At 58.4% G+C, this 16,374-nt stretch carries 9 protein-coding genes; 7 read left to right on the forward strand and 2 right to left on the reverse strand.

Going from position 1 to position 16,374, the window contains the following annotated elements; genetic code table 11:
- Positions 1–298 precede the first annotated feature (298 nt).
- Together DYE26_RS25435 and DYE26_RS25440 are read right to left on the reverse strand one after the other, a co-directional pair.
- Positions 299–1,072: a sporulation protein gene (locus DYE26_RS25435; protein ID WP_036618996.1), complete on the reverse strand. Its 774-nt coding sequence runs from the start codon at positions 1,070–1,072 to the stop codon at positions 299–301.
- 89 nt (positions 1,073–1,161) lie between these two features.
- Complete coding sequence (locus DYE26_RS25440) at positions 1,162–3,162, reverse strand: beta-galactosidase (protein WP_036618998.1); 2,001 nt, start codon at positions 3,160–3,162, stop codon at positions 1,162–1,164.
- 551 nt (positions 3,163–3,713) lie between these two features.
- On the opposite strand from DYE26_RS25440, the gene DYE26_RS25445 reads away from it, so the two are divergent.
- The 7 genes from DYE26_RS25445 (at position 3,714) to DYE26_RS25475 (ending at position 16,369) form a co-directional block, all read left to right on the forward strand.
- Positions 3,714–4,646, forward strand: a complete 933-nt coding sequence (locus DYE26_RS25445) for an ABC transporter permease (RefSeq protein ID WP_051985813.1) — start codon at positions 3,714–3,716, stop codon at positions 4,644–4,646.
- A gap of 15 nt (positions 4,647–4,661) precedes the next feature.
- Complete coding sequence (locus DYE26_RS25450) at positions 4,662–5,543, forward strand: carbohydrate ABC transporter permease (RefSeq protein WP_036619001.1); 882 nt, start codon at positions 4,662–4,664, stop codon at positions 5,541–5,543.
- Positions 5,544–5,682: 139 nt separating this feature from the next.
- Positions 5,683–7,266: an extracellular solute-binding protein gene (locus DYE26_RS25455; RefSeq protein WP_036619004.1), complete on the forward strand. Its 1,584-nt coding sequence runs from the start codon at positions 5,683–5,685 to the stop codon at positions 7,264–7,266.
- Positions 7,267–7,450: 184 nt separating this feature from the next.
- The gene (locus DYE26_RS25460) at positions 7,451–9,748 is read left to right on the forward strand and encodes a helix-turn-helix domain-containing protein (protein ID WP_082207626.1); all 2,298 of its coding nucleotides are present in this window, start codon (positions 7,451–7,453) and stop codon (positions 9,746–9,748) included.
- Between the two features lie 608 nt (positions 9,749–10,356).
- Positions 10,357–13,392 carry an exo-rhamnogalacturonan lyase family protein gene (locus tag DYE26_RS25465; protein WP_326067802.1) on the forward strand — a complete coding sequence of 1,012 codons (3,036 nt, stop codon included), beginning with the start codon at positions 10,357–10,359 and terminating at the stop codon, positions 13,390–13,392.
- A 36-nt stretch (positions 13,393–13,428) separates the two neighbouring features.
- The gene (locus tag DYE26_RS25470) at positions 13,429–14,232 is read left to right on the forward strand and encodes a polysaccharide deacetylase family protein (RefSeq protein ID WP_036627356.1); all 804 of its coding nucleotides are present in this window, start codon (positions 13,429–13,431) and stop codon (positions 14,230–14,232) included.
- An 871-nt stretch (positions 14,233–15,103) separates the two neighbouring features.
- Positions 15,104–16,369, forward strand: coding sequence for a hypothetical protein (locus tag DYE26_RS25475; protein ID WP_036627359.1), 1,266 nt, complete (start codon positions 15,104–15,106; stop codon positions 16,367–16,369).
- Positions 16,370–16,374 lie beyond the last annotated feature (5 nt).

Genomic DNA, 16,374 nt, shown 5'->3' on the forward strand with positions numbered 1-16,374 from the left:
GTGCAGTTGAAAATGGCGCGTAGAAACAAATTTGCTCAACATGGCGATACTGGCCTGCACTTTTGCATTTGACGGGTCATATTCGGTCCATTTCGGCGAAAACCGCATGCACTTTTGCATTTCGTGGAATTCGGGAGCAACCGCCGCCTGATGCCGTAACAAAAATCAGCTCTGCAACTGCCGCCAAACGCGGTCCAGGCTCCTCAGAACGGGGGATGGGGATAACGCCGAAATAACGGCGCTTTTTTCCTTTATATCATCCCTTGCGGCGGCCCGGACCCCTGGGGCGATAAATGCCTTAAATATGCCTGGCAATGACCGCTTCCAACTGGGCGGCTACCGATTGCGGACCGCGAAGGAGGTCGTCTCTGGACAACCGGACCCGCACAAACCGCTCATCCAGCTCCAGCGCTTCGGCGAACAAGCCGCTTAAGCCGCGGGCGCGGCGATCGACCTGCAGTATCAGCTCGAGCGTATCGCCTTTCGGGAAAAACAGGATTTCCAACTCGTCCAGGTATCCGTAGAATCTGCCTCCGGGCGCGTATTCGAATTCCTGCACGAACGGCAGGGCCCCGCCAAGCCTTGGAGCGTAATCGTTCGTCACTTCGCGCAGGCGGAACCCGAGCAGCTCCGCCGCGTCCAGCACGGTTCGCATTTTCCGGTCCGGTACGACGTGGATCAGGTCTTCGTCCTTCGGATCGACCCCCATGTCGATATCGAGCCCGGTTTCGATCCAGATCGGTACGTTCCGCAGCGTCACCGGCATCCGGTCCGGCAGCCTGAAGCGGAACGGAATTTGCTTCCTCTCGCCGGCCTTCAGCTCGAAGCCTTGGGTAACCAGGTATTTGGCGATCGTGGCGGTTTCCCTGAGCTTGCTGTCGCCTTGCTCGCGTATGTAATGGGTTTTTAGCTTCAGATAAATGTTGTCGATGGACTGGTCGGCCTGTCCTCCCTCCAAATAGACGGTTCCGCCGATTTCCCCGCCGACGGCGACCTCCAACGTATCCAGCTCCGTATTGATCCGCGCCGCCCCGATTCCCACGCTGGCCAACATTTTCTTAAAAAAGGACATGATATCAACCTTCCTTCAACATTTTTTCGTCTGCAGGATTTGAATGCAGCGGTTACGGAGGTTAATACGCTCTCTGGACGGTTGCGGTTTCACTTTTCCATACGGATTGCCCGGCATTCATACGCGGCAACGGCGAACGCCCCGGCGGCGGTCTTGCGCCCGGTGACGGCATCCAGGCCTTCGCGGGGGAGGGTGACGGTTCCTCCCAAGCCGTCCATATTAATAATAACCCAAAGATCGTGGCCGTCGTCTCCGGTTCTGGGGACAACAAGCGTGCCGGGGGTGACGTCGCTCTGCAGGGCAACTCCCGCTTCGCCGGCATAATGTCCGATCAGCTTTTGCAGCAGCAGGTCGCCCGCTTCGCCGTACGGCAGGGAGCCGAGCATGACGATTTTGCCGCGCCCATGGCGGCGTTCGGTCGCAAAGGCCATACCGGGAGTCAGGCCCGCGGCGATGGTGCCGACGACGGCGGTTTCCCGGCCGGCCGGCGCAAAGACGGCGCTCCACAGGGAGAGCGGGGCGGTGACGCCGAAAGCTTCCCCAACCGAACCGGTCCCGTCCATCGGATACGTGTACACCGTTTTGACGCCGGCCCAACCCTCCAGCTCGCCCAAACCGGCCTCCACCGGAATCGTATGCTCCGCTGTCCGTCCGCCGGTCAGCGGCCCGGCCACCCAGATCCCGCCCTCGGCAACCCATTTAAGCGCCCGCTGTAAAAATTCCGAAGACACGTACGGCAGGAAAGGGGTGAACAGCAGTTTATACCCCGTCAGCTCGCCGCCTTCGGGAACGACGTCGCGATAAAAGCCCAGCGCTAAAAAACGCTTGTAAAAATCGTTCATCAACCCGCGGTAATTCAGCTTCCGGTGCGGCTCCGTCTGCAGGAAAGCTTTGGCCCGGTCGGAGTACGTGATCGCGACCTCGGCGCGCGCCGGCCGGCTCGCCAGCAACACCGGCTCCAGCTCCCGCCGCGCTGCCTCGGCTTCCAGCACGCTGCGGTAGCCGATCGTCGGCTCGCCCCAGGCGCTGACGACGGAGCCGTGCGGCTGCTCGCTGCCCGTGCGCTGCTGCCGCCACAGCCAGTAGCAGAACCCGCCCGCGCCCAGGGCGTAGGCGGCCGCCGCTTCGGCCTTGACGTACCCGATCGGGTGCGGGGAGGCGTAGCTTTCAAGCGACGCGGCGAACGACGGGCTCGTCTCCATCACCCAAAAGGCCTTTCCCGGCTTCAAGTTGCGCCACAGATCGCAGTTGAACAAATAGGCGTGGGCGTTCTCCCGGGAGGCGTACGAATCAAAGGAGGCGAAGTCGAGATTCCGGAACAGTCTTTCGTTGTCCAGATGAAACGGAATGTTGCTGTTATGGGTGATCGGCGCAGCGGAGTAACGGCGGATAATGGCCGCCTGCTCGTCGGCAAATTCGGCGATTTGTTCCATGGTGAACAGACGGTACATCGTGCGCAGCGACGAGTTGTGCAGAAACGGCGTTGGGCCGGGCTGCGGCACCTCCTCAAAACGCCGGTACGTCTGGCTCCAGACGTTGGTTCCCCACGCTGCGTTCAGCGCTTCGATCGTGCCGTAGCGCCGCTCCAGCCAGCGCTGCCACAGCTTCTTGCAGGACGAGCACAGACAGTCGGCGACATGCGCTTTGAACTCGTTGTCGAGCTGCCAGGCGACCAATCCGGGCAGCCGGCCGACGGCCTGGGCGATCCGTTCGGTAATGATCGCGGCCCGCTCGCGGAAATAGGCGTTGTTCGTGCAGACGTGCTGCCTAGCGCCATGGTTCATGACGCCCCCTCGTTCGTTCACGTGCATCCGCTCCGGATGGCCGTGGCTCATCCAGATCGGCGGCGCCGGAGTCGGCGTGCACATCACCGTTTCGATGCCGTTATCATAAAGCAGTCCGATCACCTCCACAAAAAAGCCGATATCGATTCGGCCTTCCTCCGGCTCCAGTACGGACCAGGCGAATTCGCCCATCCGCACGACATTGATGCCCGCCTCCTTCATGGCCGCGATATCCCGCATCAGCACGTCCCGGCTCCACAGCTCGGGATACAGGGCAGCGCCGTGATAAAGTTTGCCGTTGATCATCCAATCCACTCCTTTTTAGAAAAAAATCGCTTGGGCGGCGGGAACGTCGGGCGGACCTGGCGATAACCGTGAACCGGGCGGCAATACTCTTGGACGGTAATACTCTTCCTTGCCCAGCGCCGCACCGCGTTTAGCAATCCGGTTTAGCGCCTTCCACCCGCATATCGCGCCGTAGTGCGTTCAGCCGCCTGAATCAACACGTAAACCGGCTCAGCGCGTATACCACGCCGTGCCTTCATCGTGTCGCGCTCAGCCCCCTGTCAGCCGCCCGCTTCTCTCCCCGTCAGTCTGCGCCAGTTGCCGGGGGCGGCGCAATAGCAATCTTTTGCGGGGTTCGCACTTTTTTGAAAAAACGGGACCTCCTCGAGGCGGCGGGCGATTTCAAGAAAGTCCAATTGCCGGAAAGGAAGGGCCGCTTCATAATGAGACTACATCGGTCGCAAACCGGCGGCGCAGCCCGCAGCCAAATGGCGGCGAAGCCGGCTTGACGATTCGGCAGAACGTTTTGGGAGGTGAACGGGGTGAAGCAAACGGCTGCGGCAAGCATCCGAATGAATCAACCGCCTATAAAAAGCAAACGGGAAACGAGATGGAGACGCCTCAGGCGCGACAAGTGGCTGTATCTGCTGCTGACGCCCGGGGTCCTGTATTTTATCATTTTCAAATATGTGCCGATGTGGGGCGTGCTGCTGGCTTTCAAAAACTATCAGCCGTTCCTCGGATTCTGGAAAAGCGAATGGGTCGGCTTCGAGCACTTCAGAGTTTTTTTCCAGAACCCCGACTTTTTTATGCTGCTGCGCAACACGCTGGTGCTGTCGCTTTACAACCTGATCTTTTTCTTCCCGGCACCGATCATTTTGGCCTTGCTCCTGAATGAAATCCGCCGGTCCTTCTTCAAACGGACGATTCAGACGATGATTTACGTTCCGCATTTTATTTCGATGGTCATTGTGGCCAGTTTGACTTACGTGTTTTTGACGACTGAGGGCGGCATGGTAAACGAATTTTTGTATACGTTTACAGGAGAAAAGATCGATTTCCTGTCCAGCCCGGACTGGTTCCGGCCCCTGATCATTTTGCAGACGATTTGGAAGGAGTGCGGCTGGGGGACGATCATCTTCCTCGCGGCGCTGGCCGGGGTGGACGTGGAGCAGTACGAGGCAGCCATCGTCGACGGGGCGAGCCGCTGGCGGCAGCTATGGCATATTACGCTGCCGTCGATCCGCAGCACGATCGTCATCCTGCTGATCCTGCGCATGGGGACGATTCTCGATAACGGCTTCGAACAAATTTACCTCATGATGAACGCGCTGAACCGCGAGGTGGCCGAAGTGTTCGACACGTATGTGTACACGCTGGGGATCACCCAGGGGGCGTTCAGCTACAGTACGGCCGTCGGCTTGTTTAAGTCGGTCATCGGCGTCACCCTCGTGCTCGGCACGAACTGGCTGGCCAAAAAATCCGGAGAATCGGGACTTTATTAAAAAGGAGGGACGCTTATGGCCAAACAATACAAAAGCACGGGCGAAAAGGTATTTGACGCGTTCAACTACGTCTTTCTCAGCCTCTTCGGGCTGCTGGCGATCCTGCCGTTCATCTTCGTCATCTCCGGCTCCTTCGCCACCGATGCGGAAATTACGAAACGCGCCGTGTTTCTTATCCCGCGGACGTTTTCCTTGGACGCGTACAAGTTTATTTTTTCGACGGACACGATCGTCCGCAGCATCGGGGTGTCCATCTATGTCACCTTGGTCGGCACGATCGTCAATCTGTTCTTCACGGTGACGATGGCTTATCCGATGGCCCGGCGCAACCTGATGGGCCGGAATTTGATTTTAAACCTCGTCATTTTCACGATGCTGTTCGGCGGCGGCATGATTCCCACGTACCTGGTCATCCGCGATCTCCAGCTGCTGGACACGCTGAACTCCCTTATCCTGCCCGGAGCGATCAGCGCTTTTAACCTGATTATCGTCAAAAATTTTTTCCAGGAGCTCCCCCCGGAGCTGGAGGACGCCGCCAAAATCGATGGCTGCAACGAACTGGGCTTGCTGTGGCGCATCGTGCTCCCCTTATCCAAGCCGGTGCTGGCTACTTTTACGTTGTTTTACGCCGTCGGCCACTGGAACAACTTTTTCTCGGCGCTGCTGTACATCAATGATCCCGCGAAATGGCCGCTGCAGGTGATGCTGCGCCAGATCGTCATGCTGTCCCAAGCGGCGGGGGACATCAACTCCATGGACCCGACCTTCGTGCAGCCGCCGGAGCAATCGATCAAGATGGCCGTGATCGTCGTCGGCACGATTCCGATCCTGTGCGTGTACCCTTTCCTGCAAAAACACTTCGCCAAAGGGGTGCTGCTCGGTTCGATCAAAGGCTGACCGGCTGCCGCCATCGCATCAACATTCCGCATCATTGAAAATCCTTTGTGTAAATTCATGGACTTTTCTTGAAAGGTCCGATGATTTTGCAATATATGCCGAACCAGGCTCATACCATTAAAAGGAGGTCAAAACGTATATGACTGTAAAATCGAGTTGGAAGCGCTGGGCCGCCCTGCCGCTGGCAGCGCTGATGTTCGCGGCCGCCGGATGCGGCGGGGGGAACGGCGGAGGCGGGGGACCGGAAGCGTCCCCGGCCGCCACCTCAGGCGGGGGAGGGAACGCCTCGTCGGAAGGGCCCCTGAAATTGTCGATCATGCTGCCGGTTTTCAAAACAAACTATCCGAAGGACGACGGCCCGGTCGTCGAAGAGATCGAAAAGCGGACCAACACGCAGATCCATTTCGAGTGGGTGCCGAACGCTTCCTACGCCGACAAGTTCAACATCACCCTCGCTTCCGGCAAGCTGCCGACCATCATTTACGTCGGGGACGTCAAGGGACCAAGCTTTGTGGGCGCGGCCAAGTCCGGAGGGTTTTGGGAGTTGGGGCCTTATCTCAAGGACTTTAAAAACCTGAGCGGGGCGAACCCGGTCATCATGAAAAACTCGTCTATCGAAGGCAAAAACTATGGGCTTTACCGCGGACGGGTGCTTGGGCGCAACGGAATCGCGTTCCGCAAGGATTGGCTCGATAAGGTCGGGCTGCAGACACCGCAAACGATTGACGATTTTTACAATATGCTGAAGGCCTTCAAAGAGCAAGACCCGGACGGGAATGGAAAAGACGACACGTACGGCATGGTTCTGGTCAAATGGACGGGGCAGTGGGCCAGCGGCTTCGACACCATAAAATTGTGGTTCGGCGCGCCGAACAAGTGGGGGGTAAAGGACGGCCAGCTCGTCCCCGAGCACGAATACCCCGAATATCTGGAAGCGCTGAAATTTATGAAAAAGCTGTACGACGAAAAGCTGATCAACTCCGACTTTGCCGTCATGGACAGCGCCAAATGGGTCGACCCGGTGGTCAACAATAAAGCGGGCGTCATCGTCGACGTTGTGGACGTCGGCGCGCGGATTGACGACAAAATCCACGCCGCGCTGGCCAAGGAGGGCAAAGACGGGCCGGAGAAGCATTATATCGACGTGACGGGCGGCGTCACGGGCACGGACGGCCAGCTCCGTACTTTACCGACCTCCGGGTATTCCGGCATTTTGGCGATCCCGAAATCGTCGGTTAAAACCGAAGCGGAACTGAAGCGGGTGCTCGCTTTTCTGGATCAACTGAACGAACCGGAGATGCAGACGATGCTTAACTTCGGTCTGGAAGGCGCCCACTACAACCTGGTGAATGATTACGTCGAACCGATCAAGGATACGGCGAAGCTGGAATCGGAAGTTGAAGGTTTGAACCAGATGCTCGCGTTTATTCCCGAGGATCGTTCCAAACAGGTGAAGCAGACGCCGCTGCGCGTGAAGCAGGCGGAGGTGCAAAAGGCGAACGAGCAGTACATTGTTTCCAACCCGGCGGAGCCGTTCATTTCCACGGTATATTCGCAAAAGGGCCAGCAGCTCGACAACATCATCAACGATGCCCGCATCAAGTTTATCGTCGGCCAGATCGACGAGGCTGGGTTGAAGTCGGCCTTCGAGCTGTGGAAAAAGTCCGGCGGAGCCGATCTTGTCAAGGAAATGAACGAGCTTTACAGCAAGGAGAACCCGTAAGCGCATCAAGCTCACCGCAAAAAGATCATCGGATGGAGGCGTGGATAGCGGCTGCCCTGAAGGTTCGTGACGAGCCTTTGCGGGCAGCTTCCCGCACTTATATTCCCAAAACATGTAACACACATTGCATTTTATCGTGTATGCGTTTACATTTTGGGTATATCTTATTTCGGTTGGTGAGGAAATGAAAATGGGGAAAGGGCGGTATTACCGCAAAAACCTGATCCTGATGCTGGTGGTCTCGGCCATTCCGGGAATCATCACCGGGGCGCTCGTCTACGGCATGATCGGCGGGCGGCTGGAAAACGAGCTGCTGCAGATGCATCACCGGCAAATCGAGCAGCGGGCCCGCAACATCGACGAGCAGCTGGCCAATTTGGAGCTGATGTTGTCCCATTGGGCGTTTGATCCGAAATTCGATTATAGTCTGAACGGACTAGACTTCACCATCGATTTCGAGCGGGCGCGGGACATTACGAAAACGCTGGTCGTCATGCAGGGCTCCAATACGATGATCAAGCAGGTGGAGTTGTATTTAGGAGGGAACGAGCCAATCCTGTTTGACCCCGAATACGGGGAGATCAAGTCCGCGGCGGTGACCGGCTTGTACGACAAGCTGGTCGGGACGCGGCAGAGCACCTATTGGACGGAGTGGGCCTTTGACCCGAGCCGCCCCGGCGAAAAGGAGCTGACGCTGGTGCACCACATCCCCGGCGGCAGCCAGGAGCCGTTCGGGGCGCTGCTGATTCGGATGGACACCGGGAAAGTGGCGGATATGCTGAAAACGATGACGCCTTATAACGTGGGGGAGACGTTTTTGGCCCAAACGACCGGCGGGCTGTTCGCTTCGGCCGGCGGAAGCGCGCCGGATTCGCCGTTCGTGAAGCGGCTGCGGGCCGAAATCCGCGAGCGGGGAAGCGCCGATAAAGCTTCTTTTGTCTTCGAGTGGGAGGGGAAAACCTATGCCGTCACGTACGGCGCGTTTTCCCGGATCGCCAATGAATGGGTGTATGTCTCCGCTTCGCCGATTTCCAGCATCACGGCGCCGGTGATGTTTGTATCCAAGCTGATTTTTATCGTGAGCTTCAGCGCCTTGGTGTTGGCCGCGCTGCTGTCCTGGCTGGCGTCCAGGCGGATGTACTCGCCGATCCGGCGGCTGTTCAAGACGCTGCTGCCGGAGCATGCGGCGGTGGAGGGCCGGGAGGACGACGAGTTTGCGCTGATCGAGCGGCAGTGGCTGAACTTGCACTGGGAGAGCCACGACCTGCAGCGGAAGCTGGCGGAGCAGCTTCCCCATGTGAAGGAGAGCTTTCTTCACCAGCTGCTGCACGGTCATTTATACGCCTATTCCGAGCAGGAGCTGCGCGGCCGGATGGAGCGTTTTAAATGGGAGGTGGAGAACCGCCGCTTTGTTTTGCTGTATGTCCAGCTGACGGGCATCACGAGCTTGGGCGGGAAATTCAAAAACGGCGATGAAGGGCTCGTATCCTACGCGGCGGCGAACATAATCAGCGAGCTCGCCGCGCAGCGCTTCAGCCAGTGCGATACGATTCATTTTCACAATTTATCGACCGGGATTGTGCTGCTGGTACCGAACGAAACGTCCTACATGCCAGAAGTTCAAGCTTATAGCGAAGAGTTGATCCGGACGGTGAACCTGTTCTTGAAGATGCGCGTCACAGTGGCGGTCAGCCGGGCCGTGACCCAGGTTACGGACATTCCGTTCGCGTTTGAGGGGGTACGGCAGGCCGCCAGCTACCGGCCATTTGACGGCGAGAATCAGATCATCGAGATGGAGAAGCTGGACCGCGAAGGGGCCGAGGAGGGAGAGCCGGCCTATTCGTTTACGCTCGAGCGGGAGCTGATTCAGGCGATGCGCACCGGCCAGGAGGAAGACGCGTACCGGCTGCTGGGCGAATTCCTCGCCGCCTTGAGCGCAAGAGGCGCCAAGACGATCGACGTGCAGCAGGGGATGCTGCAGCTGCTCGGCCATATCCAGCACGCCATCATGCAGTCCGGCATTCATCCGAACCGCCTGTTTAAAGGCGTCAATCTGTACGAAGCGCTTTCGCAAATCCGCGAGCCGGAGCTGATCCTGACCTGGTTCCGGGAAAAAGTGCTCGCCCCCTATCTCAAAGAGTTGTCCCTCCGTGCAAACGCGGGGGTTAAGCTGCTGATCGAGCAGGCGATGATTTATTTGCAGCAAAACTACATGAAGGACATTTCGCTCGATAGCTGCGCCGATCACGTCGGCACGAACCCGTTTTTTCTGAGCAAATCGTTTAAGCAGGTGACGGGTCACAATTTCATCGATTATTTGACCGAGCTGCGGATGGAGAAAGCTAAGGAGCTGCTGCGAGACACGGGCCTAAGGATTTGCGATGTGGCCCAACAGGTTGGGTACCAGCACAGCTATTTCAACCGGATTTTCAAGAAGCTGGAAGGGATGACGCCGACCCGGTACCGCGAGCTTAGCCAGTAAAACGGCACTAGCGTTGCATAAACTTTTGCTTAAGACAAGTTGTAGCCCTGATACTTTTCGGATTTCCGCAATTGCTCAGGTTTTCGAAGCGATATTGTCGCCCGCCGAGAATCTAACGGTTTGTAGCAGCGGCTTTTATGCGAAAAAAGGCGCTTTCTACACTGGCGTTGCATAAACGCCTACACGAAATCTCAGGTACACCTTGCCCGCTATTCCATTTGAGATCACGCCAAAATCTAACGGTTGTATTAATCGCTATTTTGCCGAAAAAGCCCCTTTCTAAATTTTAACGGTTGTGAGCGCGGTTATCTGCTCTAATCTGAGTCCAGATAGCCGGGTTTTAGCTAAATAAGCGCCATGGCAACCGTTAGAAGTTGAAAGCAGCGTTTTTGGGACAAATAGTGGTTGTGGCAACCGTTAGGATACAACGCTAGTGATAAAGCGGCGGAATTCCAGGGCGCAACAAAGTCCAAAGTGAATAAAAATGTGCAATTCAGCTCACTCCGGCGGGCCGGGGCCAGGGGGAAGCGCGGGCAAAAATGTCTCATTGCCGGCAAACCGGCTTGTGCCTACAATCAGGGCACATACCAGAAAAGGAGATGATTTCCGTGTCTGGAGCTTTGCCTGGAGTTTTGTCTGGAGCGGGGCCGGTCCATTTGCGGTGGCTAAGCGAGCGGGGCGAACCGGAACTGCCTGTCGGCACCACCTGGGGCGTCCCCTGGAAAAAAGGCGCGCTCGCCCGGGAGGAGGTGCCGGGGCTTAGGCTGGGCTGGGTTGGCGTGTCTGCTGGGTCTACCGGGTACGGCGGGCACAGCCGATCTACTGAGACTGCCGGGTCTGGCAGGCCAGCCGTGTTTGCCGAGTCCAACGAGCCCAACGAGTCTGTCGTGTCCGGCGGGTTTGGCGTGTCTGCTGGGTCTACCGAATCTACCGAGCCCTCCAGGCTTGCCGAGTCTGCGGGGGGAGGATGTGCGGGCAGTTTGGGCAACGCAGGCTGCGCCACGGGCGGCACCGCGGGTAGCATGGTTGGCTTGCCGGTGCCGGGCGTTGCCCCGGGAGCTGTGCTGGTCCGGGCACATGCGGCGTGGGGGGAGATGATCCCGGACGTGATCCCGGACGAAGAGCTTGTACCCCTGCAAAGCTGGCCCACGGCCTTCTGGCCGGACGGAAGCGTGAAATGGACCGCCCATGCGGCGGTGTTCGGAAAGGGCGGAAGCATGAGGGATGCGGCACTGGCAGCGGGAGGCCCCCCTTCGGGCTGTGCAGCCGTGCGGCTGAACCCGAATGGACAGCGCCCTGCCTTAGCGGCAGGCAGCGCGCTGTCTGTCGAAGAGCTGGAGGGTGCAATCCGCGTAGATACGGGAGCTATCACATGCCTGATCGGCACGCGGGGCCAAAAGGTGATCGGCAGCATCATGCGGGGCGGGGCGGAGCTGTGCAGCGGAGGAACACTCGTCTGCCTCCGGGAAGCGGAAAGCGCCGTAAGCGGGGGGCGCGTCCGGCGTGAAGAGCCGTTCGCTGGCCGCATTCACCGGGCCAAGGTGGAGCAGGCCGGTCCGGTCCGCGCGGTGGTGAAGCTGGAGGGGCGGCATGCGGCGGCGTCCGGCGGGAGCAGGGAGTGGCTTCCGTTCACGCTGCGGTTGTATTTTTATGCCAGGCTGGAGTCGATCCGCTTCGTCTATACGTTCCATTATGATGGCAACCCGCATCAGGACTTCATCAAAGGGCTGGGCATTTCCTTTGCCCTGCCGATGCGCGGGCCGCTGTACAACCGGCATGTGCGTTTCACAGGCGGACGCGGCCTGTTCAGCGAGTCGCCGAAAACGCTGCACACGCGCCGCACGAAGGGGCGTTACCGCGAGCTGTTTGCGGAGCAGACGGCAGGGCGGGCGATCGCGTTTGACCCGGAGCAGGACGCTTATTTCCTCGGCCTGCTGGACGACTCGGCGACCTGGGACGCCTTTAAGCTGGTGCAGGACTCTTCCGAGCACTACCGCATCGCCAAGCGGACCGGGGCAGGCTGCAGCTGGGTGAAGGCGGCGGACGGCCGGCGGGCCGGCGGTTTGGGATATGCCGGGAGCGAGGGTGGCGGACTTGCCGTTGGACTTAAAGACTTTTGGCAAAAGCATCCTTCCGCGATGGAGATCTCCGGCATGGCCGGAGAGGAGGCGAAGTTCACCGTCTGGTTCTGGTCGCCGGATGCGGGGGCCATGGATCTGCGGCATTACGATACGAAAACGCATGTGGAGTCTTCGTATGAGGGCGCCGAGGAGCTGCGGGCCACGCCCTACGGCATCGCCAACACGAGCGAACTGACGGTGTGGTGCACCGGGGGGACGCCGGAGCCTGAAGCGGTCGCCCGCATGGCGCGCGAGGCCGGCGCGCCTTCCCGGCTTGTTTGCGGGCCGGAGTATACTTACGCGGCGGGCGCGTTCGGCATATGGAGCCTGCCCGACCGGAGCACGCCGGCCAAAGCTTATCTCGAGGACCGTCTTGACGGGATCATCGCTTTTTACCGGCGGGAGATCGAGCAGCGGAAATGGTACGGCTTTTGGGATTACGGCGATGTTATGCATAGCTATGACCCGGTCCGGCATGTGTGGAATTACGATCTCGGCGGCTGCGCCTGGCAAAATACCGAACTCGCTCCGAACATGTGGCTGTGGCTTACGTTTCTCCGCACGGGGCGGGAAGACGTGTTCAGAATGGCGGAGGCGATGACCCGGCATACGTGCGAGGTGGACGCGTACCATTTCGGCGAATACGCCGGACTCGGTTCGCGTCACAACGTCGTCCACTGGGGCTGCGGCTGCAAGGAGGCGCGGATCGCGATGGCCGGGCTGCACCGGTATTACTATTATTTGACCGCGGATGAGCGGATCGGGGACATGATGGATGAGGTGAAAGATGCCGATTATTCTACCGTAACGCTGGATCCGATGAGGGCGTATTTTCCGAAGGACGAACACCCCACGCATATCCGCGTCGGGCCGGATTGGGCGGCTTTCAGCTCGAACTGGATGACCCGCTGGGAGCGCTATGAGGACGAAGTCTACCGCGACAAGATCTTCACGGGGATAGGCTGCCTGAAAGCGGCCAACTTTCGGCTCATTTCCGGACCAACCTACGGGTACGACCCGCGGACCGGCGTGCTGACCGGCATGGGCGACGACAATTGGGGACGGCATTTGGCGATTTGCATGGGCGGTCCGCAGGTATGGTTCGAGCTGGCGGGGATGCTGGAGGACCCGGAGTGGGAGGAAATGCTGGCGGAGTTCGGCCTGTTTTACAATTTACCGTCCGAGGAAAAGCTGGTCCGCACCGGCGGGGCGGTCGGCGGCGGCCGCCTGCGGTTTGAGCACCCGGTGCTGAGCGTCGCGATCGCCGCTTACGGGGCGTATTACCACAATGACGCGGCGACAGCGGCGTTGTGCTGGTCGATTTTGCTGGACAATGACTTCGGGCGCGTCGATCTGAGCCGGGCGGAGGTTCCGGCGCTGCATGCGGAAGAAGTGCTGGAAGTGGACTGGATGAATACGAACGAGGCTTCGCAGTGGTCGCTTAATGCGATCATTAGCTTGGAGTTGATCGATCAGTTTTTGCCGGAGCAAATCACGGATGAGTCTGCTAGCGCGGCAACATAACGAACAATGAGCCAGGGGGCGGATGAAGGCATGAGGATGCCGAACATTTATTTTTGCTTTCCGGGAGGGAAGCACAAGGCGCTGACGATGAGCTACGATGACGGGCGAAGGGCGGATGAGAGGCTGGTCGGCATTTTCAACCGCCATGGGATTCGCGGGACGTTTCACCTCAATTCCGGTCTGCTCGGGGATAAGGATCGCCTGACGGCGGAGGAGGCGGTGGCGCTGTACCGGGGGCATGAAGTTTCCGCGCACACGGTGTGGCATCCGACGATGGCCCGCTGCCCGATGATGCAGATCGTCGATGAGGTGATGGAGGACCGCCGCAACCTGGAGCGGCTGTTTCGGACGACGGTGCGGGGGATGTCGTACCCGAACGGCTCTTACAGCCGGGAGATCAAGGAGCTGCTGCCGCATCTCGGGATCGAATACGCGCGGACGGTGAAGACGACCCGCGGCGGCTTCGGATTGCCGGAGGATTGGCTGGAATGGGAGGCGACCTGCCACCATAAGGATCGCTTGTTGGAGCATGCCCAAACCTTCATCGGGCTGCACAAAACGCAATATTTGTATTTGATGTATGTGTGGGGGCACAGCTACGAGTTCGATAACGACAACAACTGGGAACTGATCGAGCGATTTTGCGAGACGACCGGCGGACGGGAGGATGTTTGGTACGCGACCAACATCGAAATCGTCGACTATATGAAGGCCTGCAAATGGCTGCGGTTTGCCGCGGGGCGGGAGTTTGTGCAAAATCCTGGGGCGTCCCCGGTTTGGCTTAGCATCGATGGTGGCAGCGTCGAGGTGCCTGGCGGTGGCCTGGTGGAGCTGCGCTGAAAGTTTGTTGAGGTGCTTGGTGGTGGAGGGGTGGAGTTGTGCTGAAAGTTTGAGGCGGGGTGTGTGGCGGGAAATTGGGCTCAACCAGGAAATCGGAACTGGCAACCGGCTGTTGGAACAACGAACCGTCGTCTGGCTGGAATAGCCAACTGCCGGCTGCTTGAACAGCCAATCGTCAGCAGCACAGCTGAACCGTTCAAAATAGCGGCACTTAATGTACTTATTATCCGCAGCCAAGCATGTTCATCCTCATTAGCAGCATTTTTTGTACTTATTTTCCTATGAATGTCCCGGGACACGGGCATTTCCTCGAGACTCTGGAAAATAGCGACATAAATTACCTCTAGTCCACTCAAAATGGGTGATATTGCTGAAATAGGGACACTTTTTATTCTTATATTTTTCGCTGGAGTTTCTCAGACAGCCTGGATGTTATGGATTCTGTCTAATTGTTTTGTCAAGTGCGGTTTTGGGTTTAAGCCGGAATTTGTGATGAGGATTTGTGATGAGGATTTGTGGTGAGAATTTGTGGTGTAAGTTTGCGGTTTAAGTTTGCGGTTTAAGTTTGGGTGTAAGTTTGCAGTGTAAGCTTGCGATGGAAGTGTGTATGAAAGTGTGTATGGAAATGTGTGATTGAGATGTATGATGGAAATTTGTGCAGGAGCGGTTTTTAACGTGGAGCGGAGGTAGAGTGACGATGGGACTGGAACCTGTGAAGCAGAGAGCGATGGATACAGGGAGAGCGGGGACGGTGGATAATGCGTCGTGTACACGCGTGGAGGGAGAAAAACGGGGCGAGGGGAAAGCGGCCTGTCCGGAGGCTTGCCGGTTAGCCGAAATCGATATCTCGGCGGCCGGTCCGCGCTGTAAAATGCTGCTGGGCGATTTAAACGGCGACGGCCGGATGGAGCTGCTGCTCGTCCAGCCCGACAATCGCCAGGATGTGCGGTATATCCCCCACCAGGTGCAGTGCTTGACGGCGTTTGACCTGGACGGGAGGCTGCTGTGGCAGCACGGCAAACCCGATCCCGGGGCGGGCAGTCAGGGTTCGGATTATCCGGCTCAAATTTATGATTTGGATGGGGACGGCAAGCTGGAAGTGCTGAGCGTGATAAATGGGCGATTTTATATGCTGGCCGGAGAGGACGGTTCGGTAAAAAAGGTTTGCGATTTGCCGGACCCGGAAGCGCATGACTGTATCGTTATCGCCAATTTAAGCGGCGGGGAGCGGGCTTCCGATATTATTTTGAAAGACCGTTACCGGCGCATATGGGCGCTGAACCACGATTTTGAGCTGCTGTGGACGCATGAGGGGAACACGGGGCATTACCCTTGGGCTTGCGACTTGAACGGGGATGGATACGATGAGGTGATGGCGGGGTACGATTTGCTGGATCACCAAGGCCATGTGTTGTGGAGCTGCCGGGATTTGGAGGATCACGCGGACTGCATCTGGGTCGGGGACGTGAACGGCGACGGGGCTCCCGAGCTGGTGATCGGCGGCAGCGTGACGGTGATGTACAGCCGGGACGGCAAAGAGCTGTGGCGGTACGATGGCTCGATCGAGTCGCAGCACATCGCGCTTGGCAAGTTCAGAAGCGACCTGCCCGGCCTGCAGGTTGCCGGTTTGGACCGTATGGTCCGGGAGGACGACGGCAAAGGCTTAAAAGGCAAGGACGCCTTGTTTATGCTGGACGGCGAAGGCCGGGAATTATGGAAAGAGGAGCGGCAAACCAGCGGCTGGCTGACGATCGCCGAAACGTTAAGCGGCTGGCATCCGGGGGCACCGGACTATATTTTGGCGTACCGCCGCGGCGGAGGCGTATTCCCGGCCCTTTATGACGGGGAACAGCGGATCGTCGCCCAATTTGGCCATGAGGGGTATGCGGTGCATGGCGATTTGCTGGGGCGGGGTACGGAGCAGGTGATCATTTATGACGATGAACTGGCCGTTTTGTTTGCGAGCGAACCGCTGGAGTTAAGCGGGGCTTTTGCCGCCGGTTTTGAAAGCTTTGATTCCCCCTCGGGGGGAAGCCTTGTTCAAGGCTCACGGCCGCCTGGCCCGCTGCCGCAACCGAAACGGCTTTACAATTCCACCTTGTACCCGGGAGGAGAAGTCGATTGGAGAAAGGGGTGAGGCAT

The organism is Paenibacillus macerans (assembly GCF_900454495.1).
GTDB lineage: Bacteria > Bacillota > Bacilli > Paenibacillales > Paenibacillaceae > Fontibacillus > Fontibacillus macerans.